Consider the following 25,208-nt stretch of genomic DNA (forward strand, 5'->3'; position numbering starts at 1 on the left):
ACGAGCGCTTGCGTGCGGGCTTGGTAGAAGAAAGGTCGCGAGCCACTTTGTATCCTGTAAGTCTTGTGGATGATGAATCGGCGCCGGGTCAGGCCCCGGGTCCGTTCTGCGCGCGCCGCACGCGCCGGATGGCGCCCCCCAGCACCACCAGCCATGCAATCGCAGCTATCCCGGCAAAGGCAAACCACTGCACGGCATAGGACGTGTTCTGTTGGAAGTCCACCGACGGCTGCGGCCAGTCCCGCACCAGGCCGTCGTCCGCGCCGCCCTCCGACTGCGACAGCACGGTGGGCAGCAGAGCCAGCCCGGTCGCCTTGGCATAGGCATCCAGCGGCAGGTTCTGCACCTGCGGCAGGACGCCGCCCGCCACCGGCAGCGAGGCGGGCAAGGCGGACTGGTCCGCCGCGCCCAGCGACCAGAGCTCGAACAGGCGCGGCACGCGCGGCGACAGTTCGCCCTTCACGGTCTGCTCGCCCGCGGGCGTGGCCGGTAGCGGCGGCTGCGCGGGGCCCTGGCCCTGGCTGCGCATGACACGCGGCAGCCAGCCGCGCAGCACCAGCACGGCGCGGCGCGCATCGGCATCCAGCAACAGCGGCGTGGCCAGCCAGTAGCCAGGCTTGCCGTCATGGTTGCGGTTGTCCAGCAGTACACTGAATTGCGGCAGCCAGACCCCGGCGGCTTGCGCGGCGCGCCACGCGGTCATCTCGCCGGCATCGGTGGCCGGGGTCAGGGGCAGGGGCGCTTGCTTGCGGCCCGCTTCGATAGCGGCCAGAATGGCGCGTCGCTCGTCGCCGCGGCGCAATTGCCATTGCCCCAGCGACGCCAGGATGACCACGGCGGCGCCCAGCAGCAATAAGGCGGCTACCGTGTAGCGGGTTGAATGCGGTCGGGCCATATTCTTCAATAACTACTCTGATTCGTCCGGAGACCAATATGCGCGTTTTCGTCGTCCTGGCCTTTATCGGGATTCTGGCCAGCCTGGCATCGGCCCTGGTCTACCTGATGCGGGACAAGGGCACCACCAGCCGCACGGTCAACGCGCTGACGGTACGCATTGGATTATCCGTGGCCCTGTTCCTGTTCGTGCTGTTCGCCCATCACATGGGCTGGATCGAAAGCACAGGCCTTAGATAGGCATCCGGGATGCGGGTTCCCGGAGATTCGTGATGATTGCAGATGGATAAAGCGCGCCAGTTCTTGGGCAAGAACTGGCGCGCTTCACGATACCGCGTAACGATCAGAACCAGTACACGAACAGGTACAGGCCCAGCCACACCACGTCCACGAAGTGCCAGTACCAGGCGGCGCCTTCAAACCCGAAGTGATGATCGGCCGTGAAATGCCCGCGGATCAGGCGGACCAGGATGACGGTCAGCATGGTGGCGCCCAGCAGCACGTGGAAGCCGTGGAAGCCGGTAAGCATGTAGAACAGCGAACCGTAGGCGCCCGAGTTGAACTTCAGGTTCAGCTCGGTATAGGCGTGATGGTATTCGTAGGCCTGGCAGGCCACGAAGACGAAGCCCAGTACGACCGTGGCCAGCAGCCAGAAAATGGTCTTGCCGCGGTGGTTTTCACGCAGCGCGTGGTGGGCGATGGTGAGCGTGACGCCCGAGCTCAGCAGCAGCGCGGTGTTGATGGTGGGCAGCCAGAAGGGGCCGACGGTCTGGAAGTGCTCGACCACGCCCGCGGGACCGAAGTTCGGCCACACGGCTTGGAAGTCAGGCCACAGCATCAGCCGGTGGTCCATGTCGCCCAGCCACGGCGTGGTGATGGTGCGCGTGTACCAGAGGGCGCCGAAGAACGCCGCGAAGAACATGACTTCCGAGAAGATGAACCAGCTCATGCCCCAACGGTAGGAACCGTCGATGCGCTTGCTGTTCAGGCCGATCTCGGATTCGTGGATGGCGTCGCCGAACCAGTAGTACAGCACCACGATCAAACCGAGGAAGCCCGCCAGCAGGGTCCATTTGGCCCAGCCGACGCCGTTGATCCAGGCCGCGGCGCTCAAGCCCATGAACAGCAGCGCCACAGCCGTACGCACGGGATGACCCGAATCGGCGGGCACGAAGTAGTACGGTGCCTCTTTACCTTGAACCGAGTGGCTTGCACTCATGGCTTTCTCCCTGGTACAGATTTATAGAATTAAGTGATTCAAGTCAGGCTGGAAACGGCCCAACGCACAATTAATACCAGCACAGTAACGAAGATGGCCGCTGCCAGCAGCCCCGCCACGATCACATGGACCGGGTTGAGCTTGGCGACGTCTTCCCGGTGGCCCGCCCCCTTGCGAACGCCGAAAAATCCCCACGCCACCGCCTTCATGGTCTGAAGGAAACTCAGCTTGCGCTGGGAGGTTTCGCGAAGATCGTCGCTCATGGCCCGCGCCTAACTGAGGGCGACGCCTGACAGCAGCGCCGAGCCGCGCAACACGGTCCAGGCGAACACGGCGATGACGAAAGCCAGCAGGACCAGACCTGCGATCTTGTTGCGGCGGCGCTGCTCGGGTGTCATTGCTGTGCTACCTGGAACATGTAGGGCTGCTTTACTTCACTTCGGGCGGGGTTTCGAAGGTGTGGAACGGAGCGGGCGAAGGCACCGTCCATTCCAGGCCTTCCGCGCCTTCCCACGGCTTGGCCGATGCAACTTCGCCCTTGCCCATGTAGCAGCGCAGCATCGCCCACAAGAAGATCAGCTGCGACAGGCCGAACCAGAACGCGCCAATGGTGGCCATCTGGTGGAACGTCGTGAACTGGCCGGCGTAATCGGCATAGCGGCGTGGCATGCCCGCCAGGCCCAGGAAGTGCATCGGGAAGAAGGTCACGTTGAACGAGATCAGCGTGGACCAGAAGTGCAGCTTGCCCAGCTTTTCGCTGTACATGCGGCCCGTCCACTTGGGCACCCAGTAGTAGGCGCCGGCGAACAGGGCGAACAGCGAGCCCGCCACCAGCACGTAGTGGAAGTGCGCGACCACGTAATACGTGTCATGCACCTGGATGTCGATGGGGGCCACCGATAGGATCAGCCCGGTGAAGCCGCCCATGGTGAACACGAAGATGAAGCCGATCGAGAACAGCATGGGGGTCTCGAACGTCATGGAGCCGCGCCACATCGTGGCGACCCAGTTGAACACCTTCACCCCGGTGGGGATGGAGATGAGCATGGTGGCGTACATGAAGTAGAGCTGGCCCGTCACCGGCATGCCGGTGGTGAACATGTGGTGCGCCCACACGATGAAGGACAGCACGGCGATGGAGGCCGTGGCGTAGACCATCGAGGCGTAGCCGAACAGCTTCTTGCGGGCGAACGCAGGCACGATGGCCGACACGATGCCGAACGCCGGCAAGATCATGATGTAGACCTCGGGATGCCCGAAGAACCAGAACACGTGCTGGTACAGCACCGGGTCGCCGCCGGCGGCGGCGTTGAAGAAGCCGGTGCCGAAATGGCGGTCGGTCAGCACCATGGTGATGGCGGCGGCCAGCACCGGCATCACGGCCAGCAGCAGGAAGGCGGTGATCAGCCAGGTCCAGCAGAACAGCGGCATCTTCATCAACGTCAGGCCGGGCGCGCGCATGTTCAGCACGGTCACGATGATGTTGATCGCGCCCATGATGGACGAGGCGCCCATGATGTGCAGCGCGAAGATCGCCAGGTCCATGCCGGGGCCCATCTGCAGCGACAGCGGCGCGTACAGCGTCCAGCCGGCCGCGGTGGCGCCGCCGGGCACGAAGAACGATGCCGTCAGCATGATCGCGGCCACCGGCAGCAGCCAGAAGCTGAAGTTGTTCATGCGGGCGAACGCCATGTCGGAGGCGCCGATCTGCATCGGGATCATCCAGTTGGCGAAGCCCACGAAGGCCGGCATGACCGCGCCGAACACCATGACGAGACCGTGCATGGTGGTGAACTGGTTGAAGAGTTCGGGGCGGAAGAACTGCAGGCCCGGCTCGAAGAGCTCGGTGCGCAGCAGCAGTGCCAGCGTGCCGCCTTCCAGCAGCATGACGAACGAGAAGATGAGATACATCGTCCCGATGTCTTTGTGGTTCGTGGCGAAAAGCCAGCGGCGCCAGCCGGTGGGGATGGCGTGGTGGTGGTCATCGTGACCGTGGCCGTGGCCCGGCGACACGTGGTCTACAGTGACGCTGCTCATGATGGACTCCTTCCTGCTGAGTGCCGGGCCCGATCCACGGGGCCGGCAGGGTATCTCTAACTAAACGGAACCGGTTCTGCGAAGGCGTGGCGAGGCGCGCGCAATCAGCGCGCAGCCTGCACGTCCTTCGGTAGAACCGTCGGGTCCTGCCCCTTGCCTGCATTGCTCCAGGCATGGCGCGTATAGCTGATGACCGCTGCGATTTCGACATCGTTGAGCTGCCCGCCGAACGCCGCCATCGCGGTGCCGGGCTTGCCCTTCAGCACGGTGTTGATCTGGTCCGCCTTCGGGCCCAGAACAACCTTGTCTCCGTCGAGCGGGGGGAAACTGCCCGGAATGCCCTTGCCGTTGGCCTGGTGACAGGCAACGCAATTTGCCGCGAAAACCTTTTCGCCGCGGGCAACCAGTTCGGCTTCCGTCCACTCTTTATTGGGATCGTCGGCGTTTGCCGCCATCTTCTTCTTTTGGTCTTCAACCCACTTGTCGTAGTCGGCTTGCGCCATGACTTCCACGACGATGGGCATGAAGGCGTGATCCTTGCCGCACAGTTCCGCGCACTGGCCGCGGTAGATACCGGGCTTGTCGGCGTTGAACCAAGTGTCGCGCAGGAAGCCGGGGATGGCGTCCTGCTTCACGCCGAAGTCGGGAACCATCCAGGAGTGGATGACGTCGGCCGCGGTCAGGACGATGCGGACCTTCTTGTTCGCAGGGACGACCAGGTGGTTGTCCACTTCCATCAGGTAGAACTCGCCCTTGGGTTCGCGGTTCTCGATCTGGGCGCGCGGGGTCGACAGCGTGGAGAGGAACTTGATGCCAGTGGCTGAGCCGTCGAGGTACTCGTAGCCCCACTTCCATTGGTAGCCGGTGACCTTCACAGTGAGGTCGGCGCTGGAGGTGTCCTTCATCGCGACCACCGTCTTGGTGGCGGGCAGCGCCATGGCGATGACGATGATGAACGGGATGACGGTCCAGGCAACTTCCACGCCCAGATGTTCATGGAAGGTGGCAGCCTTGTGGCCGCGCGATTTGCGGTGCGCCCAGATGGAGTAGAACATCACTCCGAAGACGCCGATGAAGATCACGATACAGATCGTGAGCAACATCCAATGCAACCACATGATGTCGCGCGAAATCGCCGTCACGCCTTCATGCAGATTGAGCTGATTGACCTTCGGGCCGCCGGGCATGTCTTGCACCTGAGCACCTGCCACGCTGCCAATCAGCATCGCACAAGCCCCCAGTATCCCTCTCCACTTCTTCATGCTTACCTCGAAACACGGCGCGAAGGTCCGTTCGCTAGTGGCGGAAGTCACCGCGGAACCGGGCAACGCGCAATTATTAGATGGTAGGGCGTGGCAGGGAGATAGAGCGGCCCCTGTCGTTCCCACTCGAAATCACAAAGAAACTGGCGGATTATAGCGGACGCGCAAACAGATGTAAGTTAGTGCCCTTGAATTCATCGGCCCCGCCCCCATCTGGCCGCGCCCCCTTGACCGCGGGCCGCAAACAGGGTGGCATAAAATCATCGGCAACATCATCACCACGGTTCCACGATGCCCAAGCAGTTGTCCGATTTGTACGCAGCCCTGCGCGCACGCGCGCAAGAGCCCGCCCCTGAAGGCGCGCGCGCTTTATATATAGCGGGGCGTCGCTGCGGCTGGGCCACGCATGCGGCCTGCGATGCCTTGCGCGGCGCCCCCGCCATCGCATCCGACGGCACGGCCCTGCGCATCGGCGAAGACATGCAACCGGGCGCGGACCTCGATGGCGTGCTTGAACAGGCCGCGGAACTGTTGCGCCAAGCCAACTGCCTGCGCGGCTGGCGCAACGAATTGCTGGACGTTCTGGACGGAAACGAGCCGCTGGGCGTGATCGAACGCGCCGCGGTGCGGCCGCTGGGCCTGCTCACGAAAGCGGTGCACTTGAACGCGTGGACGCCGGACGGACGCCTGTGGGTGGCGCGCCGCGCGCTCAGCAAATCTACCGATCCCGGTATGTGGGACACGCTGGTCGGCGGACTCGCCGGCAGCCGCGAGGACCTGGAACTGGCGCTGGTGCGCGAATGCGGCGAAGAGGCCGGGCTGGACGAACCCGACCTGCAGCGGCGCTCGCCCTTGCGCACGATCCTGCGCATCCATCGCCGCCTGCCCGAGGGCTATCAGGTCGAGGATGTCCTGACCAGCACCTGCGTGCTGGCGGCCGACGCCCGCCCAGCCAACCGCGACGGCGAGGTCATGGAGATCGCCACCATCGACGCGGCCACGGCCGTGCGCCAGGTGGCCGAAGGCGAATTCACGCTGGAAGCGGCGCTGGTGATCATCGAGGACATCATGCAGCGCCGCGCGGCCGGGGAAATCCCGGCCTAGCGCCTGCCGGCAACAGCCATTAGCGGGGGACGATGCCCGGCGCTCCCAGGGCCGGGCTGTCCGGCGCGTCGTTGTCGTCCGGCGCTGCGGCGGCCCGGGCTTCTTGAGACGTCTGGGCATCGTGAAGCGCCTGGGTATCGCGAGATGCCTCGGCATCATGGTGCCCCTGCGTATCGCGAGATACCTCGGCGTCGCGCGCCCCCTGGGCATCGCGAGACGTCTGCGCCACGGGGCTGGGCGATGCGCCCGCCGCTTCCGCGGCCTCGGCCGCCTGCGCGGGACTGGGCGCGGCGACCGGCGCGGGGGCCGGAACAGACGCGGCATTGGCCTGCGAGAACTGCTTCCACACTTCGATCGCGCGCAGGCGCTGCTTGGCCACGAGCTGGATGCGTTCGCGCAGATGCTCGTCGCGCGCCAGCAGGGCGTGGAAGTCGCGCGAAGACAGCATCAGCAGCTTGCTGTAGCCCAGCGAGGTCACGTCCGGCATGATCTGCTGCTCGCCCAGCAGCCCGAGTTCACCGAAGAACTCGCCGCTGCCCAGTTCGATCATGGTGTGGTCGGGCAGGTGCACGGCCACGGCGCCGGATGCCACGAAACACATTTCCTCGCCATGCCGGCCCTTGGTCAGCACGCGCTGGTCGGGCAGCGCCAGGCGCGGCTTGAGCAGCTTGCTGATGGCCCTCAGCGAATCGGCGGACAGGCCCTCGAATAGCGGCACGCGCTTGATCAGCTCGGCCGCGCTCATTTCGATGTCGAGCGGCGGATGCTTGTCGATATGGGCCCAGCGGCTCTTCAACTGGGACATCAGGTCCGCGTACACCTCGCCGCTGATCAGGAACTGTTCGAGCATGTCGCGGTAGCGGATGCGTTCCATTTCGCGGGCCACGCGGCCCAGGTAGCTTTCCTGCAGCCACTGGGCGTACGAAGGATATTGCAGGTTCAGGGCCTGCATGGCGTTTTCGATGAGATCCAGGCGGCGCTGGTGCAGGGACACGATGCGCTGGGTGGCCTGCTCGCCCAGCAGAGGCGTGATCTGTTCGCGCGCGAACACGATCAGGCGTTGCGCCACGGACCGCTTGCTCATCAGATTGGCGAATCGCTGGCCCAGTTCGCGCGCCAGCCAGCCCTGGAAGCCGAACAGGTAGTGCAGGCGCAGCGCCAGGCGGAAGCCGGTGGAATAGCGCACGTCGGCCACGATGGCGCGCTCGAAGCCGGGAATGCCGCCCAGGCGGATCGCGTCCTCCAGCCGTTCCGCGCGCGCCAGCAGGGTTTCGGCCATGCGCCAATCCACGATCTGCGCCTTCAGGATGTCGAAGAACATTTCCTCTTCGCGCTGGGCCACGATGGCCAGGCCCACGGCGACGCGCTGGTCGTCGGTCATCTGGCTGACCTGGCCGTCATGCACGCTGGTCAGGCTGGCGTCGAACACGGAACGGATGCGTTCGCGGACCTCGGTGCCGATGTGCTCGGTCTTGGCGACCTCCTCGGTCTTGCCCTGCAGGTCTTCCAGCGCCACGGCCAGGGCCTGGTTGCGGATGGTGCGCTCCACCGGCGACAGCTGGTTCAGACCCAGCATGCGGATCAGCGGACGCAGGCTGATGCCATTGATGAACAAGGTCAACAGCACATAGCTGGTGGTGGCGACCGCGATGAACTGGCGCGCCTCTTCGGCCACGCCGGTCTGTTCCGTAACGGCCAGCGCCAGCGCCAGCGATACTGCGCCGCGCAGGCCGCCCCACAGCATGACCACCTTGTAGGGCCTGCTGACCTTGGTCCCAAGCCGGGTCAGCCCCAGCAGCGGCAACAGGCCGAAGACGACGATGGCGCGCGCGACCAGCGTCGCCACGAACACCACGGCCACCAGGGCCAGTTCCTGCCAGTCGGCGGCCGCCATCAGCTTGGGGATCAGCATGGCCGCGAACAGGAAAATCAGCGAATTGGCCCAGAAGCCGAACTGTTCCCAGGCGCTGGACAGGTATTCGAAGGTGGTGGGCGACATGCGCGTGCGGCCGGTGGATCCCACCACCAGGCCGGCGATCACCGTGGCGACCACGCCCGACACGTTCAGGTAATGCTCGGAAATGAAGAAGGACAGGTAGGCCAGCGTCAGCGTCAGCGTGATTTCCGCGGTGGGAAAGCCGCGCAGCCAGGCGAACAGGAAGCAGGCCAGCCGGCCCATGGCGAAACCGGCTATGCCGCCGCCGATGAAGTGCACGATGAAGTCGTTGAAGATGCCGCTGGCGGTAAGTTCGCCATGGCCGCCCAATACGGCCAGCAGCACGGAGTACAAGGCAATGGAGGCCGCGTCGTTGAACAGGCTTTCGCCTTCGACCAGCGTGGTCAGGCGCTTGGGCGCGCCCACTTCACGGAAGATGCCCACCACCGCCACGGGGTCGGTGGTGGCGACGATGGCTCCCAGCAGCAGGCAGACCACCAGGCCGTAGGGCGAAATGGCGTCCAGCGTCACCCCGACCACCACGGTGCAAACCACCACGGCCACGATGGCCATCATGAGGATGGGACCGATGTCGTCCATCAGGCGCCGCACGTTCATGGACAGCGCGGTCTCGAACAGCAGCACCGGCAGGAACACCATCAGGAAGGTTTCGGACGAAATCTCGAAACGTTCCAGCGAGTCCAGGAAGTCGCCGATCCAGCTGGGGGCCCAGCCGTGCACGTGCACGATGATGCCCAGCAGACAGCCGACGATAGCCAGCAGCACCGAGTAGGGCAGCTTGAGGCGGCCGGCCAGAGGCGGCATGAAACAGACCAGCGTGAGCAAGCCCGCCAGGCCGAATACGAGAAAACCTACATCCATGGTCCGTTATTGGTGCTTGTGTAAAGTTCCACAAGAATAGCGGCTTTTTTCCCCGGCGCCGGGCGGGAAACCGTCAGGAATCGTGGAGAATGCACGTTTCGTTACCCCAATGCGGACAAGCGATACGCGTCGCGCCGCGTTTTTGGGTAATGTGGAATCGCGCAAACTTTGCAGGAGCAGTACTTGGCCCGGATCCATTCCCTGACGCGGCGCGACGATGCGCCCGCCATGCTGGTCCAGCTGACCGACAGCCATCTGTTCGGCGAGCCCGAAACCTCGATGCTGGGCGTCAATACGGACGCCAGCCTGCGAGCCGTGCTGCGCCAGATCGAGGCCGACGGCAAGCATCCCGACCTGCTGCTGGCCACCGGCGACATGTCGCAGGACGGTGAGGCCGAGGCCTATCGCCGCCTGGCGCGCGTCCTGTCCGAAGCGCCGGCCCTGGCGCAGGCCAATATCCGCTGTCTGCCGGGCAATCACGACCTGCCGGGCGTGATGCGCCAGGAACTGCCGCAATGGTCGGCGCCGGTGACCGACGTGGGCGCGTGGCGCGTGGTCTCCCTGGATACGACCGTGCCCGGCTCCAACGCCGGCCATCTGCCCGCCAACCAGCTCGACCTGCTGGAGGCCGCCCTGGCCGAAGCGCCGGGCCGCCACACGCTGATCGCCATGCATCACAACCCCATGCAGATCGACAGCCACTGGCATGATTCGATGATGATCGACAACCCGCAGGCGCTGTTCAAGCTGCTGACGCATTGGCCGCAAGTCCGCGTGCTGCTGTGGGGCCACGTGCATCACGAGTTCGACCGGCGCCGCCACAACCTGCGCATGCTGGCCACGCCGTCGACCTGCTTCCAGTTCAGCATTCGCGACGGCAAGCATGTGGTGGACAACATGGCGCCCGGCTACCGCTGGATCAAGCTGTACCAGGACGGCTCGATGGCGACGGGAGTGCGACGCGTGCAAGACGCGCTGTGGCACGGCGCCAAGACGGCGTCCGATAACGCCGAAGCGGCCTGAGCGGCCGAGCCTTTACGCTGCGGCGCACACGGCGCGCCATCCCTTGCGAAACGAACGCGCATAAAAAACGGGGCACCAGGTATGCATGGTGCCCCGCAAGCATCCGTCTCATAGGGGAGGGGAAAGAGGAGAAGCCGAGACGGATGACAAGACAGCCAACCAAAGTTCGCGGTCTACATGAAGTTAGGCGGCGCGATCCTCATTAAGTTTCTGGCGCAGTGCAAAATTCTCGATCGAATTTGTATCAATTTATTCATGACCGGCCGCAACCGGCCTGAAAAGCAAAAGGGCCGCTGATCGCGGCCCTTTGCATGGTCGTGCGGACACCTCAGGCAGCGAGGTTGCCGCGCATCTTCTTCAGGGCGGCCGCCTCGATCTGGCGGATGCGCTCGGCCGACACGCCGAACTCCTGGGCCAGCTCGTGCAGCGTGGCGCCACCGTCGTCCTGCAACCAGCGGGCTTCGACGATTCGGCGCGAGCGCGGGTCCAGCGCTTCCAGCGCGTCGGTCAGGCCGACGCTTTGCAACTGGTCGCGGGCAGCGCGTTCCAGCACCCGCGTGGGTTCCTGGCGGCCTTCGTCGGACAGGTAGGCGATGGGCGCATAGCTGTCATCGTCGTCGTCCTGATTTTCGAGCGACATGTCGCGGCCGGACAGGCGCACTTCCATTTCGCTGACGTCTTCGCGGCGCACGTTCAGTTCGCGCGCGATGTGGTCGACCTGTTCCGGGTCCAGCGTCTGGCCGTCGGGGCGCATGCTGCGCAGGTTGAAGAACAGCTTGCGCTGGGCCTTGGTGGTCGCGACCTTCACCAGGCGCCAGTTGCGGATGATGTATTCGTGGATTTCGGCCTTGATCCAGTGCACGGCGAACGACACCAGGCGCACGCCGCGCTCGGGGTCGAAGCGCTTGACGGCCTTCATCAGGCCGACGTTGCCTTCCTGGATGAGATCGGCATGCGGCAGGCCATAGCCCAGGTACTGGCGGGCCACCGACACCACCAGGCGCAGGTGCGACAGAATCAGTTCGCGCGCGGCGCCCAGGTCTTCCTGGTCGCGCAGGCGGCGGCCAAGCTCGGTTTCACGTTCCGCGGACAGGACCGGCAGGCGGTTGACCGAGGAAATATAAGCGTCGATCGTGCCAAGTGCGCCCGGATTGGCAATGGCCAACGCCAGGGCGTTGCCGGGAGCGGCCAACGAGGTACTGGGTTGCTTCATAGCGGGGGTCTCCGGATGGCGAAGGGATAACGACATGGATTCGATGTTAGCACTCTAGTATTGGGAGTGCTAATTCGACTATTGCGGCGCGTCAAAGTTTCCTGGAACCAATTGCGTCCCCGTTTATTTTTTGGGGTGATCGGCCCCTGCGACTATGCTGGGCACCCCCATTTAACAAGGAGCACGCTCCCAGGGCGGCCGGCCCGGCCGCCGGGCGTGGCCTGGGGCATCACCATCCCAGGCGCTTGAGCCCCTCGGCCGTGGCCGCTCCGTCGGGCCGGACGAATAGCGCCCCGCGCGGGTCCATCAGGACCTGGTAGCGGGCGCCATCGAACAAAGGCATATAGGCGGCGCTGCCAAATTGGACATCGACGAAGGGGAACCAGTTCGGAAAATTCTTCTTCAGCGAACCCAGGTCGGGCGCCGGCCAGTCATCCAGCGCATGGACCGAGCGCGTCGCGGAAGCTTCGCGCGCCGCGTCGCTGTAGCGGCCGGACAGGCGCTCCAGCCGGTACAAGGGCGGCACGCCGGCCATCAGCGCCGGCAGGCGCCAGCGCACGACGCGCGCGTCGATCTGCCACTGGTCGCCGTACAGCACGTACTGCTTGGTCCCGGAACCCGGCGCGCTGGCGCTGACCTGGAACTGGCCGTCGGCCACCTGGCGGACTTCGATGCGCGCCACCGGCTCGTCGGCCGTCAGGCGAAAGAACTGCACCAGCGACAGCGCCAGCAGCCCGGACACGCAGCCCAGCAGCACCAGCATCAAGCCGAACAGGCGGCGCACGGGCCGGAACTGGAACATCCGGCGGCCGCGCTCGTCGCGCGGGCCGCCGCGGCCCAGCAGCATGACGATGCCCGGCAGCAGGACAACGACGGCGCCCAGCAGTATCCAGACGAAGGGAGCGATTCCGTTGATCAAATCAGGCGTTCCTATTGAGCACAGACCGCAGGCGGCGGGCCGGGAGCCCGCCCCGGCAGGCTCGCCAGTATAGAAGCGCGCCTTCAGGCGGCCGGTTTTCCAAGCCGCTCGACGTGAAACCGGATGTGATCCTCGATGAACGTCGAGATGAAATAGTAGCCGTGGTCGTAGCCTGGTTGGCGTCGCAGCTCCAGCGGCTGGCCGGCGGCGGCGCAGGCCGCCTCGAATACCTCGGGATACAACTGTTCCGCCAGGAACTGGTCGGACTCGCCCTGGTCGATCAGGATGCCGGCGGGGAACGGATTCGTGGCGCCGCGCATCAGCGCCGACGCGTCATAGGCCGCCCAGTCCTCGACCTTGTCGCCCAGGTAGGCGCCGAATGCCTTCTTGCCCCAGGGGCACTGGCTGGGCGCGGCAATGGGCGCGAACGCCGATACCGAGCGGAACTTGCCCGGGTTGCGCAGCGCCAGCACCAGCGCGCCGTGCCCCCCCATGGAATGGCCGAAGATGCCGGTGCGCGACGCGTCGCCGGGCAGGGCGTCGCCGGTGACGATGGCATGCAGCTCCTGCGTCACGTAGCTGTACATGCGGTAGTGGCCGCGCCAGGCGGGGGTGGTGGCGTCCACATAGAAGCCCGCGCCGGTGCCCAGGTCCCAGCTTTCGTCCTCGCCCGCCACGTTGGCGCCGCGCGGGCTGGTGTCCGGGGCCACCAGCATGACTCCGAGCTCGGCGGCCAGCCGCTGGGCGCCGGCCTTGATCATGAAAGTCTCTTCAGTGCAGGTCAGGCCCGCCAGATAGAACAGCACGGGGACCGGCCCCTGTTCCGCCTGCGGCGGGACATAGACGGAGAACCGCATGGGCAGGCCGATTTCCGCGGACTCGTGGCGGTAATAGCGCTGCCAGCCGCCGAAGCAGCGATGCTGCGAAATGAGTTCCAGGGCGACTGCCATTGCTTTCCTCCAGTTTCAAAGGGGTGGAAAAACCGCTCGCGGATTAGGGGATACCCACGGTGCGACGTTCCGTCGCCGAATGTTAACCTGGGCTTTATGGGGTACGAACGACAGAAAAAAAGCGATTTCATGCCCCGACCATGATCACGGGACTTGACCAGCGCCCACCGTGGCACTATTTATATACCGTGAGCGAAGACAACCCGTTCTTCCAGATACGCAAGTCCTGACACTATGGCCCGTCTGCCCCGTCTGTACGCCCCTGGGCTGCCCCAACTGGTGCAGGCCAACTTCATCCAGCCGCTGGCGGCGCCGTCGCAACCCGCGCCGGCCGACATCCTGAACCAACTGGCCACCTGGCTGGGCGAATCCGCCCAACGCCACCGGGTCTCGGTTCACGGCTGGCTGCTTGCCAACGACCGCATCCTGCTGCTGGCCACGCCGGCCGACGAAGAAGGCCTGCCGCGCCTGATGCAAACGCTGGGCCGCAACCTGGCGGCGCGCCTGCGCGGCGGCCGGGTCTTCGCAGGCCGCTACCGCTCCGCCTTGCTGGAGCCGGGGGCCTGGGTTCTGCCCTCGCTGGTCTGGCTGGAAACCTACCCGGTGCGCAGCGGCGCGTCGCAGGATCCCGATTCCTGGCCCTGGTCTTCCGCCGCCAGCCATACCGGCAACACCACCGCAGCCCCCGCCCAGTGGCAATCGGATCACGCGGATTACTGGGCCTGCGGCAACACCCCGTTCGACCGCCAGGCCAATTACCGCAAGCGCTTGCAGGACGGCCTGTCGCGCGAGGAAACCCAGCGCATCGACCAGGCGGTCTCTGGCCAGTGGGCGCTGGGCGGCCCCGCCTTCATCGCCAGCCTGGCCCACACGGCCAGCCGCCGGGTAGCTCCCGGCCAGCGCGGCCGACCGCGCAAGAAGCCGGCTGCCGCGACGCCCGCCGATTCCGATGCCGACGCTGGAACCACGCCGTCGACGTCCACGCCCACCACCTCGACTTCCTGATCGCGGATCCGCCCGCGCGGCGGATCCCGCCCATCCCCATCCCTGAAGCAACGCCGCGCGCGGGCCCGTACCGCCACGGATCGGGCGTTGCCCTCGGCTCCCGCTGCTTGGCTCCCACCACTGTCTTCGCCGTCTGATCGCGCCCGGCTTTGGCCTGCCGGGACTAGGCGGCGCTTCGTCCCGGGGTCCGCATTTGCATTCCCGCAACGTCCGCCTTGGTCACATGCCCGCCTAAAACTCAAAATTAACGGGGACAGATAATCGGGAAAAGGCGGATTTCCAGTCCGTACCCGCACCCTCGTGGTGCACCCCCCTCCCACAAGCCCCTATTGGCGCGGCTCTTGATGCGTCCCTTTATTATTGAAAAGTGACATGCCCTTATTATAAATAGGGACACGCCCTATTTATTCCTATTGCACCCTACTCTTGTCGGGGGTATTGTCCGTCTCCTGCACTGCAACATTACGACGCAGGCCCACTGCGGAGCGCGCCATGCCCCAAACCACCCCGATCGAATCCTGTCCCCCTCCCAAGGCGATCCCCATCGATGCCAGCCGCATCGGTCTGCCTTCCGCCCAGGGCCTGTACAACCCCAAGAATGAGCATGACGCCTGCGGCGTCGGTTTCGTCGCCCATATCAAGGGCAAGAAAAGCCACGCCATCATCCAGCAGGGCCTGAAGATCCTGGAAAACCTGGATCACCGCGGCGCGGTCGGCGCGGACAAGCTGATGGGCGACGGAGCGGGCATCCTGATCCAGATCCCCGATGCGCTCTACCGCGACGAACTGAACCACCAGGGCATCGTCCTGCCGCCCCCCGGCGAGTACGGCGTGGCCATGGTGTTCCTGCCCAAGGAAACGGCCTCGCGCCTGGCCTGCGAACAGGAACTGGAACGCTCCGTGCGCGCCGAGGGCCAGGTCGTCCTGGGCTGGCGCGACGTGCCGGTGGACGTCGACATGCCCATGTCGCCTGCCGTGCGCGCCTGCGAACCCGTGATCCGCCAGCTGTTCATCGGCCGCGGCGCCGACGTGATGGTGCCGGACGCGCTGGAGCGCAAGCTGTACGTGATCCGCAAGACCGCCAGCCACGCCATCCAGAACATGCATCTGGCGCACGGCAAGGAATACTTCGTGCCCTCGGCCTCGGTCCGCACCGTGGTCTACAAGGGCCTGCTGCTGGCCGACCAGGTCGGCCGCTACTACCGCGACCTGGCCGATACCCGCACGGTGTCTGCCCTGGCGCTGGTGCACCAACGCTTCTCGACCAACACCTTCCCCGCCTGGCCGCTGGCCCACCCGTACCGCATGATCGCCCACAACGGCGAAATCAACACGGTCAAGGGCAACTTCAACTGGCTGCGCGCACGCGAAGGCATGATGCAGTCGGCCGTGCTGGGCGACGACCTGAAGAAGCTGTACCCCATCGTCTACGAAGGCCAGTCGGACACCGCCACGTTCGACAACTGCCTGGAATTGCTGGTGAATTCGGGCTACTCGCTGGCCCACGCCATGATGATGATGATCCCGGAAGCCTGGGAACAGCACACGCAGATGGACGAAAGCCGCCGCGCTTTCTACGAATACCACGCCGCCATGATGGAGCCGTGGGACGGCCCCGCCGCGGTCGCGTTCACCGACGGCCGCCAGATCGGCGCCACGCTGGACCGCAACGGCCTGCGCCCGGCCCGCTATCTGGTCACCGATGACGACATGGTCATCCTGGCCTCGGAAGCCGGCACGCTGTCCATCCCTGAAAACCGCATCATCAAGAAGTGGCGCCTGCAGCCGGGCAAGATGTTCCTGATCGACCTGGAACAGGGCCGCATCATCGACGACGCCGAGATCAAGCTGCAGCTGGCCAACAGCCGGCCGTACCGCCAGTGGATCGAACGCCTGCAGATCAAGCTGGAATCGCTGCCGGCTCCGCGCCAGGCCGCCGTCGCCACGCAGTCGCAGGTGTCGCTGCTGGACCGCCAGCAGGCCTTCGGCTGGACCCAGGAAGACTACAAGTTCATCCTGGAACCCATGGCCACGACGGGCGAGGAAGTCATCGGCTCGATGGGCAACGACGCCCCGCTGGCCGTGCTGTCCGACCGCGCCAAGCCGTTCTACAACTATTTCCGCCAACTGTTCGCGCAGGTCACGAACCCGCCGATCGACCCCATCCGCGAACAGCTGGTGATGTCGCTGGTGTCCTTCATCGGCCCCAAGCCGAACCTGCTGGACATCAACAACGTCAACCCGCCGCTGCGCCTGGAAGTGTCGCAGCCGGTGCTGGACTTCGCCGCCATGGCGCAGATCCGCGACATCGAACAGGTCACGGGCAAGAAGTTCCGCAGCTTCGAGCTGGACATCACCTATCCCGCCGCCTGGGGCCCCGAGGGCATCGAAGCCCGCGTGGCCGCGCTGTGCGCGCGCGCCGTGGACGCGGTGCGTAGCGGCTACAACATCCTGATCGTGTCCGACCGCCTGGTCGACAGCGAGCGCGTGGCCATCCCCGCACTGCTGGCGACGTCCGCGGTCCACCAGCACCTGATCCGCGCCGGCCTGCGCACCAACACCGGCCTGGTGGTGGAAACCGGCTCGGCGCGCGAAGTGCACCACTTCGCGCTCTTGGGCGGCTATGGCGCCGAAGCCATCCACCCGTACCTGGCGCTGGAATCGCTGGGCAAGATGAACGACCCCGAAAAGGCGGTCAAGAACTTCATCAAGGCCATCGGCAAGGGCCTGAACAAGGTCATGTCCAAGATGGGCATTTCGACCTACATGTCCTATACCGGCGCGCAGATCTTCGAAGCCGTGGGCCTGCAGACCGCCCTGGTGAACAAGTACTTCACCGGCACCTCCTCCAACATCGAAGGCATCGGCATCTTCCAGGTGGCCGAGGAAGCGCTGCGCCAGCACCGCGCCGCCTTCAGCACCGATCCGGTCCTGGCCAACGACCTGGACGCGGGCGGCGAATACGCCTATCGCGTGCGCGGCGAAGAGCACATGTGGACGCCGGATTCCATCGCCAAGCTGCAGCACGCCTCGCGCGCCAACAACTACCGCACGTATAAGGAATACGCGCAGATCATCAACGACCAGAGCCGCCGCCACATGACCCTGCGCGGCCTGTTCGAGTTCCGCTTCGATCCGTCGCGCGCGATTCCGCTGGACGACGTCGAGTCCGCCAAGGACATCGTCAAGCGCTTCGCCACCGGCGCCATGTCGCTGGGCTCGATCTCCACCGAGGCGCACTCGGTGCTGGCCGTGGCCATGAACCGCATCGGCGGCAAGTCCAACACCGGCGAAGGCGGCGAGGACGAACTGCGCTACCGCGCCGAAATGCGCGAAGGCAAGAGCATCATCAAGGACGGCGACACGCTGGCCTCGGTGCTGGGCTCGGACCGCATCGAAGCGGACGTCGAACTGAAGAAGGGCGACTCGCTGCGTTCGAAGATCAAGCAGGTGGCCTCGGGCCGTTTCGGCGTGACCGCCGAATACCTGTCGTCGGCCGACCAGATCCAGATCAAGATGGCGCAGGGCGCCAAGCCCGGCGAAGGCGGCCAGCTGCCCGGCCACAAGGTGTCGGAATACATCGCCAAGCTGCGCTACTCGGTGCCGGGCGTGGGCCTGATCTCGCCCCCGCCGCACCACGACATCTATTCCATCGAAGACCTGGCCCAACTGATTCACGACCTGAAGAACGTCAATTCCAAGGCATCGGTGTCGGTCAAGCTGGTGTCGGAAGTGGGCGTGGGCACGGTGGCCGCGGGCGTGGCCAAGGCCAAGGCCGACCACGTCGTGATCGCCGGCCATGACGGCGGCACGGGCGCGTCCCCGGTGTCGTCCATCAAGCATGTGGGCACGCCCTGGGAACTGGGCCTGGCCGAAACCCAGCAGACGCTGGTGCTGAACCGCCTGCGCAGCCGCATCCGCGTGCAGGCCGACGGCCAGATGAAGACCGGCCGCGACGTCGTCATCGGCGCGCTCTTGGGCGCCGATGAATTCGGCTTCGCCACCGCGCCGCTGGTCGTGGAAGGCTGCATCATGATGCGCAAGTGCCACCTGAACACCTGCCCGGTGGGCGTGGCCACGCAGGACCCGGTCCTGCGCAAGAAATTCCAGGGCAAGCCCGAGCACGTCGTGAACTTCTTCTTCTTCATCGCCGAGGAAGTCCGCGAAATCATGGCCCAGCTGGGCATCCGCAAGTTCGACGACCTGATCGGCCGCGCGGACCTGCTGGACATGCGTTCGGGCGTGGAGCACTGGAAGGCCCAGGGCCTGGACTTCGCCCGCGTGTTCCATCAGACCCAGTCCGACGCCGACGTGCGCCAGACCGAAGAGCAGGACCACGGCCTGGCCGGCGCGCTGGACCACCAGCTGATCGAGCGCAGCAAGCCCGCGCTGGAACGCGGCGAGAAGGTCTCGTTCATCGTCCCCGTGCGCAACCGCAACCGCACCATCGGCGCCATGCTTTCGGGCGCGGTGGCCGCGCGCTACGGCCATGAAGGCCTGCCGGACGACACCATCCACATCCAGTGCAACGGCACGGCTGGCCAAAGCTTCGGCGCGTTCCTGGCCCACGGCATCACGATGGACCTGGTGGGCGAAGGCAACGACTACGTCGGCAAGGGCCTGTCGGGCGGCCGCATCATCGTGCGCTCGCCCAATGACTTCCGCGGCTTCGGCCCCGACCACATCATCGCCGGCAACACCGTGCTGTACGGCGCGCTGGCGGGCGAGGCGTTCTTCAACGGCGTGGCCGGCGAACGCTTCGCGGTGCGCAACTCGGGCGCGGCCACCGTCGTGGAAGGCACCGGCGACCACGGCTGCGAATACATGACCGGCGGCACCGTCGTGGTGCTGGGCGCCACGGGCCGCAACTTCGCGGCCGGCATGTCCGGCGGCGTGGCCTACGTGTGGGATCCGGAACGCACGCTCAAGCAGCGCGCCAACCTGTCGATGGTCGAACTGGAAAGCATCGTGCCGCACGCGGAACAGCTCGCCCAGAACAACATCGACGTCTGGCACAGCGCCCAGCGCGGCGGCGAACGCGAAACGGACGAAGCCATCCTGCGCCGCCTGGTGGAAGACCACTTCCGCTACACCGGCAGCTTCCGCGCCCGCGAAATCCTGGGCGACTGGGAAGCCTCGCGCGGCAAATTCGTGAAAATCATGCCGACGGACTACCGTCGCGCATTGGGTGAAATGTGGCGTGCAGCCAACCCGCAACAACTGGCTGCGTGAGGGATACCATGGGAAAGATAACCGGCTTTATGGAATTTCAGCGCCTGCAGGAGGCCTCCGAGGCCCCGCAGAAGCGGCTGAAGAACTGGCGCGAATTCGTGCTGCACCTGAGCGACGACCAGGCCAAGCAGCAGGCGGCGCGCTGCATGGACTGCGGCATCCCGTTCTGCAACAACGGCTGCCCGGTCAACAACATCATCCCGGACTGGAATGACCTGGTGTACAAGCAGGACTGGAAGCGCGCGCTGGATGTCCTGCACTCCACCAACAACTTCCCCGAGTTCACCGGCCGCATCTGCCCGGCGCCGTGTGAAGCCGCCTGTACCTTGAACATCAACAGCGACGCTGTCGGCATCAAGTCCATCGAGCACGCCATCATCGACAAGGGTTGGGCCGAAGGCTGGGTCTCGCCGCAGGTGCCGGCGCGCAAGACCGGCAAGAAGGTTGCGGTGGTGGGCTCCGGCCCCGCCGGCATGGCATGCGCGCAGCAGCTGGCCCGCGCCGGCCACTCGGTGACGCTGTTCGAAAAGAGCGACCGCATCGGCGGCCTGCTGCGCTACGGCATCCCCGACTTCAAGCTGGAAAAGCACCAGATCGACCGCCGCATCTCGCAAATGGAAGCCGAAGGCGTGGAATTCGCGCCGTCGACCTACATCGGCAACCCCAGCGACCCCGTGGCCGACGGCCTGACGGTGCGCACGCCGGAATCGCTGCTGGCCGAGTTCGACGCGGTCGTGATGAGCGGCGGTTCGGAAACGCCGCGCGACCTGCCGGTGCCGGGCCGCGAGCTGTCGGGCGTGTATTTCGCCATGGACTTCCTGCGCCAGCAGAACAAGGCGGTGGCGGGCGACCGTCTCACCAACCAGACGCTGGCCAAGGGCAAGCACGTGGTGGTGATCGGCGGCGGCGACACGGGTTCCGACTGCGTCGGCACCAGCAACCGCCATGGCGCGGCCTCGGTCACGCAATTCGAACTGATGCCCCAGCCGCCGGAGAGCGAGAACAAGACCATGACGTGGCCGTACTGGCCGCTGAAGATGCGCACCTCGTCCTCGCACGAGGAAGGCTGCGAGCGCGACTGGTCCGTGACCACCAAGCTGCTCCAGGGCAGCAACGGCAAGGTCGAGAAGCTGGTCGGCGCGCGCGTCGAATGGTTCAAGGACGAAGCCACCGGCCAGATGAAGATGCGCGAGGTCGAAGGCTCCGAATTCGAGATCAAGGCCGACCTGGTGCTGCTGGCGATGGGCTTCGTGTCGCCCGTGCAGACGGTGCTGGATGCCTTCGGCGTCGATCGCGACTCGCGCGGCAACGTGCGCGCCAATACCGACGACTACCGCACCAACGTCGAAAAGGTCTTCACCGCCGGCGACATGCGCCGCGGCCAGTCCCTGGTGGTCTGGGCCATCCGCGAAGGCCGCCAGTGCGCGCGCTCGGTGGATGCCTACCTCATGGGCAGCAGCGAACTGCCGCGCTGATTTCCGCCATCAGCCAGATCGCCGCCGAGCGCACGCGCCGGCGGCGATTTTTTTTTGCGCGCGCGGCTTGGGCGCACCGGGCCTGTTGCAACATAACCACTTTTCGATTGCGGTCTTTTCACGATTTGACACACATCAAGCGGGCCAGACGCCAGGTTTGAGAACCTGTCGTCTCACCCAATGGAAAGATCGGAGAAGAGAATGTTTTCGCTGAATGGGCGTATTCGCGCCACCGCCATCGCCGGCCTGATCGCCGCCGGCACGCTCGCCGCCCCCGCGCATGCCCACGAAGCGGGCGACGTGCTGTTCAAGGTCGGCGTGACGCAGGTCCGTCCCTCGTCCAACAACGGCACCGTGCTCAACGGCAGCGTCGGACTCGACGTGAACAACAATGTGCGCCCGAGCTTCACGCTGACCTACATGGCCACGCGCAACATCGGCATCGAACTGCTGGGCGCCTGGCCCTTCCAGCATGACGTCAGCGGCAGCGGCCTGGGCAAGATCGGCTCCACCAAGCAATTGCCGCCGACGCTCAGCCTGCAATGGCACATCCTGCCCGACAGCATGATCCAGCCCTACATCGGCGTGGGCATCAACTACACCCACTTCTTCGACACCAAGGCGGAAGGTCCGCTCAAGGGCTCGAACCTGAAGCTGGGCGATTCCTGGGGCGTCGCGGCGCAACTGGGCGCGGACTTCAAGATCAACGAGCGCTGGTTCATGAACGCCGACATCCGCTACATCGACATCCGCTCCAAGGTGAAGCTGGACGGCCAGCACATCGGCACCGCGCGTATCGATCCGTGGGTCGCGACCATCGGCGTCGGCTACCGCTTCTAAAGCAAGCGCACAGGCCGCGCCTGGCGCGACGGCCTCAGCCTTGCGGCGCCTCCAGCTTGTGCCGCAGGGCCTGCAATGCGGGCGTGTCATCATCGGCGCGCCACACCAGCTGGGTCAGGGCCCGGCCATGCGAGCCGGACAGGGCGCTGACGCGCACGGTATGTTCCGCCCCCAGCACCGCCAGCACCGAGCGCGGCACGATGGCCACGCCCGATCCCGCCGCCACGCAGGCGACGATGGCGTGATACGAGGCGAATTCCATCACCTTGCCCGGCGCGACGCCTGCCTGGTTCAGCCAGGACTCCAGGATGCGCCGGTACGAGCAGCCCGCCGCGAACGCGATCACGCTGCGATCGCCCAGATCCTTGGGACTTTCGATCGGGTCCCAGGCCAGCGGCGAGATCAGCGCCAGCTCTTCCTTGAACGCGTCCATCGTCGCCAGGCCCTCGGCCGGGAACGGCTGCGCCACGAACGCGGCCTCGATTTCGTAATTGCGCACCTTGGCCGCCAGCGCGCCGGACGTGCCGGTCACCAGTTCGATCCGCACCTGCGGCCAGGCCGCGTGGTAGGCCGCCAGGATGGGCGGCAGGCGCGCGGCCGCCGTGCTTTCCATGGTGCCGATGCGCAGCGCGCCTTGCGGAGCGCCATCCCGCACCGCCGCCTGGGCCTCGTCGGCCAGGCGCAGCAGGCGGTCGGCGTAGGACAGCAATACCCGGCCCTGGTCCGACAGCACCAGGCGGCGGTTCTGGCGCCGGAACAGCGGGGCGTTGAGCGAACTCTCCAGCTGCTTGAGGCGCGTCGACACATTGGACTGCACGCGGTTCAGGTGCGCCGCGGCGCGCGCCACGCCGCCCTGGTCGGCCACGGCCTTGAAGATCTGCAGCGCGTCGAGGTCCAAGTTTCTCATTTTGAGAACTCGCTATCTTAATAATTCATTATTCAAGATATTAGTACAGCCGTAGAGTAGGGCTCATGTCAACGCCCATTTACCCTTCCATCCCCGCGCCCCGCAGCGCCGCCGCCCTGGCATGGCCAGCAGCGCTGGCGCTGGCGGCCGCCATGGGGATCGGCCGGTTCGCGTTCACGCCGGTCTGGCCCCTGATGGCGCAGGAGGCCGGCCTGTCGCTGTCCCAGGGCAGTTGGCTGGCCTCGGCGAATTACGCGGGATATCTGCTGGGCGCGCTGGCCGCCGTGGCCTGGCCCATCCGCCGGCTGCGCGGCACGCTGGCGGCCAGCCTGCTGGCGGTGGCGTTGCTGACCCTGGCCATGCCGCTCTGGCACAACGTCGCGGTCTGGTGCGCGCTGCGGCTGGCCGCCGGCTACGCCAGCGCCAGCGCCTTCATCTGCGTGGCGGCGTGGCGGGCGGTGCCGGCGGGCGATCCGCGCGACGCGCAGGCCTCCGCCGTGACCTATGCCGGCGTGGGCGCGGGCATCGCGCTGACAGGGCTGGCCTGCCTGGCATTGATGGCGCAGGGCGCCAGCGCCGACACGACCTGGATCGCCCTGGGCGGCCTGGCGCTGGCGCTGTCCGCGATCGCCTGGCCGGGCCTGGAGCGCCAAGCGGCGCCGGTCCGTGCCCAAGCCAACGCCGCGCCCGCCGCCCCGCTACCGGGCGGCATCCCCCGGTTGGCGCTGCATTACGGCGTCTTCGGCGTGGGCTACATCATCCCCGCCACCTTCCTGCCGGCAATGGCTAAGGAAATCATTCCAGACCCGGCCATCTTCGGCTGGGCCTGGCCGCTGTTCGGCCTGGCGGCGGCGGTGTCCTGCCTGCTGGTTCCGCGCCTGGCCCGGGGCCGCGACAGCGTGCGGGTCTGGCGCGCCGCCCAGGCCCTGATGGCGCTGGGCATGGTGGCGGTGGCGCTCTGGCACCATATCGCCGCCGTGATCCTGGCCGCCTTGCTGGTGGGCGGGACCTTCATGGTGATCACGCAAGCGGGCATGCTGGCCGCGCGGCGCCTGGCCGGCGCTTCGGCGCCGCGCGCGGCGGCGCTCATGACCGCGGCCTTCGCGGCCGGCCAGATTCTGGGACCGCTGCTGGCGTCCTGGGCGGCGCGCTGGGGCGCGGGCCTGCCGCAGGTGCTGGCGGCCAGCGCCGCGCTGCTGGCGCTATCCGCGTGGCGTTTGGGAAAGATCACGACAGATGACGATGCCGCTGGGCATAATGCGATCGGCCCGCGGGCCCGTTCACACTAAAAAAACAAAGCCAGGAGTCATCTATATGAAATCGTTGCGTCCCCTTATTGTCGCCCTGGCGGCCACCGCCGCTTTCGGCGGCGCCGCCCAGGCCCAGGCCGCCGACTGGCCGTCCAAGCCCATCACCATGATCGTGCCCTACGCCCCGGGCGGCTTCGCCGACACCCGCGTGCGCCTGCTGGCGCGCAAGCTGGGCGACTCGCTGGGCCAGCCCATCGTGGTCGAGAACAAGGCGGGCGCGGGCGGCGTGGTCGGCACCAACCTGATCGCGCGCGCCGCGCCCGACGGCTACACCATCGGCACCGGCAACCTGGCGCCCATGGCGGTCAACCCGACGCTGATGAAGGACATGCCCTACGATCCGCAGAAAGATCTGGCCCCGGTTATCCTGATCGAGAACAGCCCGCTGGTGCTGAGCGTGAACAACGAGCTGCCCGTGAAGACGCTGGCGGACCTGATCGCGCTGGCCAAGAAGCAGCCCGGCAAGCTGTCGTTCGGCTCGTCCGGCGTGGGCGGCGCGCACCACCTGTCCGGCGAAATGTTCCGCGAACAGGCCAAGATCGACATCGTCCACGTCCCGTACAAGGGCGGCAGCCTGGCGGCGACCGACCTCATGGGCGGGCATATCTCGATGATGTTCGAGATGGGCTATTCCGCGCTGCCCGCGATCCAGGGCGCCAAGATCCACCCCATCGCCGTCACGTCCGCCAAGCGCCTGGCCGTGCTGCCCGACGTGCCCACCATGGCCGAATCGGGCCTGCCCGGGTTCGAGTCCTATAACTGGCAGGGCATCGTCGCCCCCGCCGGCACGCCCGCGCCCATCATCGCCAAGCTCAACGCCGAGTTCAACCGCATCCTGAAGGAACAGGACGTGCAGAAGGCGATCGCCGACACCGGCAGCCAGGCCGGCGGCGGCACGCCCGAGGAATTCGGCGCCTTCATCAAGAGCGAAACCGAGAAGTGGGCGCACGTCATCAAGGCTGGCAACATCCAGCTCCAGTAACCCTCCAGGAGTACTCCC

The 25,208-nt window shown here is 66.0% G+C and carries 20 protein-coding genes; 9 read left to right on the forward strand and 11 right to left on the reverse strand.

Features of this window, described 5'->3' with window-relative positions; genetic code table 11:
* Window positions 1–88 precede the first annotated feature (88 nt).
* Complete coding sequence (locus HWY37_RS22785; protein ID WP_176089918.1) at window positions 89–895, reverse strand: SURF1 family protein; 807 nt, start codon at window positions 893–895, stop codon at window positions 89–91.
* A 38-nt stretch (window positions 896–933) separates the two neighbouring features.
* On the opposite strand from HWY37_RS22785, the gene HWY37_RS22790 reads away from it, so the two are divergent.
* Window positions 934–1,134 (forward strand): twin transmembrane helix small protein, encoded by a 201-nt coding sequence (locus tag HWY37_RS22790; RefSeq protein WP_006224570.1) that lies wholly within the window; start codon window positions 934–936, stop codon window positions 1,132–1,134.
* Window positions 1,135–1,237: 103 nt separating this feature from the next.
* On the opposite strand, the gene HWY37_RS22795 is transcribed toward HWY37_RS22790, so the two are convergent.
* From HWY37_RS22795 to coxB, 5 genes are all read right to left on the reverse strand, one after another.
* Window positions 1,238–2,113, reverse strand: coding sequence for a cytochrome c oxidase subunit 3 (locus HWY37_RS22795; protein ID WP_176089919.1), 876 nt, complete (start codon window positions 2,111–2,113; stop codon window positions 1,238–1,240).
* 38 nt (window positions 2,114–2,151) lie between these two features.
* Entirely contained in the window at window positions 2,152–2,376 is a 225-nt protein-coding gene (locus tag HWY37_RS22800; RefSeq protein WP_013390978.1) for a DUF2970 domain-containing protein, read from the reverse strand.
* 9 nt (window positions 2,377–2,385) lie between these two features.
* Window positions 2,386–2,511 (reverse strand): cytochrome oxidase small assembly protein, encoded by a 126-nt coding sequence (locus HWY37_RS34565; RefSeq protein WP_217481316.1) that lies wholly within the window; start codon window positions 2,509–2,511, stop codon window positions 2,386–2,388.
* Between the two features lie 31 nt (window positions 2,512–2,542).
* Window positions 2,543–4,150, reverse strand: coding sequence for a cytochrome c oxidase subunit I (ctaD, locus tag HWY37_RS22805; protein WP_175208932.1), 1,608 nt, complete (start codon window positions 4,148–4,150; stop codon window positions 2,543–2,545).
* Between the two features lie 104 nt (window positions 4,151–4,254).
* Window positions 4,255–5,412 (reverse strand): cytochrome c oxidase subunit II, encoded by a 1,158-nt coding sequence (coxB, locus tag HWY37_RS22810; RefSeq protein ID WP_175208933.1) that lies wholly within the window; start codon window positions 5,410–5,412, stop codon window positions 4,255–4,257.
* 291 nt (window positions 5,413–5,703) lie between these two features.
* Here coxB and HWY37_RS22815 point away from each other — a divergent pair, with 291 nt between their 5' ends.
* The gene (locus tag HWY37_RS22815) at window positions 5,704–6,516 is read left to right on the forward strand and encodes an NUDIX hydrolase (protein ID WP_176089920.1); all 813 of its coding nucleotides are present in this window, start codon (window positions 5,704–5,706) and stop codon (window positions 6,514–6,516) included.
* Between the two features lie 19 nt (window positions 6,517–6,535).
* Here HWY37_RS22815 and HWY37_RS22820 read toward each other — a convergent pair whose 3' ends face one another.
* Complete coding sequence (locus HWY37_RS22820) at window positions 6,536–9,334, reverse strand: cation:proton antiporter (RefSeq protein ID WP_246302381.1); 2,799 nt, start codon at window positions 9,332–9,334, stop codon at window positions 6,536–6,538.
* Between the two features lie 183 nt (window positions 9,335–9,517).
* Between HWY37_RS22820 and cpdA the strand changes: the two genes are divergently transcribed.
* A complete protein-coding gene (cpdA, locus tag HWY37_RS22825) occupies window positions 9,518–10,357 on the forward strand; it encodes a 3',5'-cyclic-AMP phosphodiesterase (RefSeq protein WP_175208935.1) in 840 nt (279 codons plus the stop codon).
* A 328-nt stretch (window positions 10,358–10,685) separates the two neighbouring features.
* Here the strand turns inward: cpdA and rpoH are convergent, their stop codons facing one another.
* The 3 genes from rpoH to fghA all read right to left on the reverse strand — a co-directional run bounded on the left by rpoH (window position 10,686) and on the right by fghA (window position 13,439).
* Window positions 10,686–11,570 (reverse strand): RNA polymerase sigma factor RpoH, encoded by an 885-nt coding sequence (rpoH, locus tag HWY37_RS22830; RefSeq protein ID WP_373418149.1) that lies wholly within the window; start codon window positions 11,568–11,570, stop codon window positions 10,686–10,688.
* A gap of 229 nt (window positions 11,571–11,799) precedes the next feature.
* Window positions 11,800–12,489 (reverse strand): hypothetical protein, encoded by a 690-nt coding sequence (locus HWY37_RS22835; protein WP_176089922.1) that lies wholly within the window; start codon window positions 12,487–12,489, stop codon window positions 11,800–11,802.
* A gap of 83 nt (window positions 12,490–12,572) precedes the next feature.
* Window positions 12,573–13,439: an S-formylglutathione hydrolase gene (gene fghA / locus HWY37_RS22840; RefSeq protein ID WP_176089923.1), complete on the reverse strand. Its 867-nt coding sequence runs from the start codon at window positions 13,437–13,439 to the stop codon at window positions 12,573–12,575.
* Between the two features lie 234 nt (window positions 13,440–13,673).
* Here fghA and HWY37_RS22845 point away from each other — a divergent pair, with 234 nt between their 5' ends.
* From HWY37_RS22845 to HWY37_RS22860, 4 genes are all read left to right on the forward strand, one after another.
* Window positions 13,674–14,444 (forward strand): hypothetical protein, encoded by a 771-nt coding sequence (locus HWY37_RS22845; protein WP_175208939.1) that lies wholly within the window; start codon window positions 13,674–13,676, stop codon window positions 14,442–14,444.
* Between the two features lie 492 nt (window positions 14,445–14,936).
* Window positions 14,937–19,676: a glutamate synthase-related protein gene (locus tag HWY37_RS22850; protein WP_175208940.1), complete on the forward strand. Its 4,740-nt coding sequence runs from the start codon at window positions 14,937–14,939 to the stop codon at window positions 19,674–19,676.
* 8 nt (window positions 19,677–19,684) lie between these two features.
* Complete coding sequence (locus HWY37_RS22855) at window positions 19,685–21,151, forward strand: glutamate synthase subunit beta (RefSeq protein WP_175208941.1); 1,467 nt, start codon at window positions 19,685–19,687, stop codon at window positions 21,149–21,151.
* Window positions 21,152–21,352: 201 nt separating this feature from the next.
* The gene (locus HWY37_RS22860; RefSeq protein WP_175208942.1) at window positions 21,353–21,991 is read left to right on the forward strand and encodes an OmpW/AlkL family protein; all 639 of its coding nucleotides are present in this window, start codon (window positions 21,353–21,355) and stop codon (window positions 21,989–21,991) included.
* 34 nt (window positions 21,992–22,025) lie between these two features.
* Here HWY37_RS22860 and HWY37_RS22865 read toward each other — a convergent pair whose 3' ends face one another.
* Complete coding sequence (locus HWY37_RS22865; RefSeq protein ID WP_175208943.1) at window positions 22,026–22,898, reverse strand: LysR family transcriptional regulator; 873 nt, start codon at window positions 22,896–22,898, stop codon at window positions 22,026–22,028.
* Between the two features lie 65 nt (window positions 22,899–22,963).
* Between HWY37_RS22865 and HWY37_RS22870 the strand changes: the two genes are divergently transcribed.
* A complete protein-coding gene (locus tag HWY37_RS22870) occupies window positions 22,964–24,187 on the forward strand; it encodes a YbfB/YjiJ family MFS transporter (protein ID WP_175208944.1) in 1,224 nt (407 codons plus the stop codon).
* 25 nt (window positions 24,188–24,212) lie between these two features.
* The gene (locus tag HWY37_RS22875; protein WP_176089924.1) at window positions 24,213–25,190 is read left to right on the forward strand and encodes a Bug family tripartite tricarboxylate transporter substrate binding protein; all 978 of its coding nucleotides are present in this window, start codon (window positions 24,213–24,215) and stop codon (window positions 25,188–25,190) included.
* The last annotated feature ends 18 nt before the right edge of the window (window positions 25,191–25,208 follow it).

It is taken from the genome of Achromobacter anxifer (assembly GCF_903652925.1).
Taxonomy (GTDB): Bacteria; Pseudomonadota; Gammaproteobacteria; order Burkholderiales; family Burkholderiaceae_B; genus Achromobacter; species Achromobacter anxifer.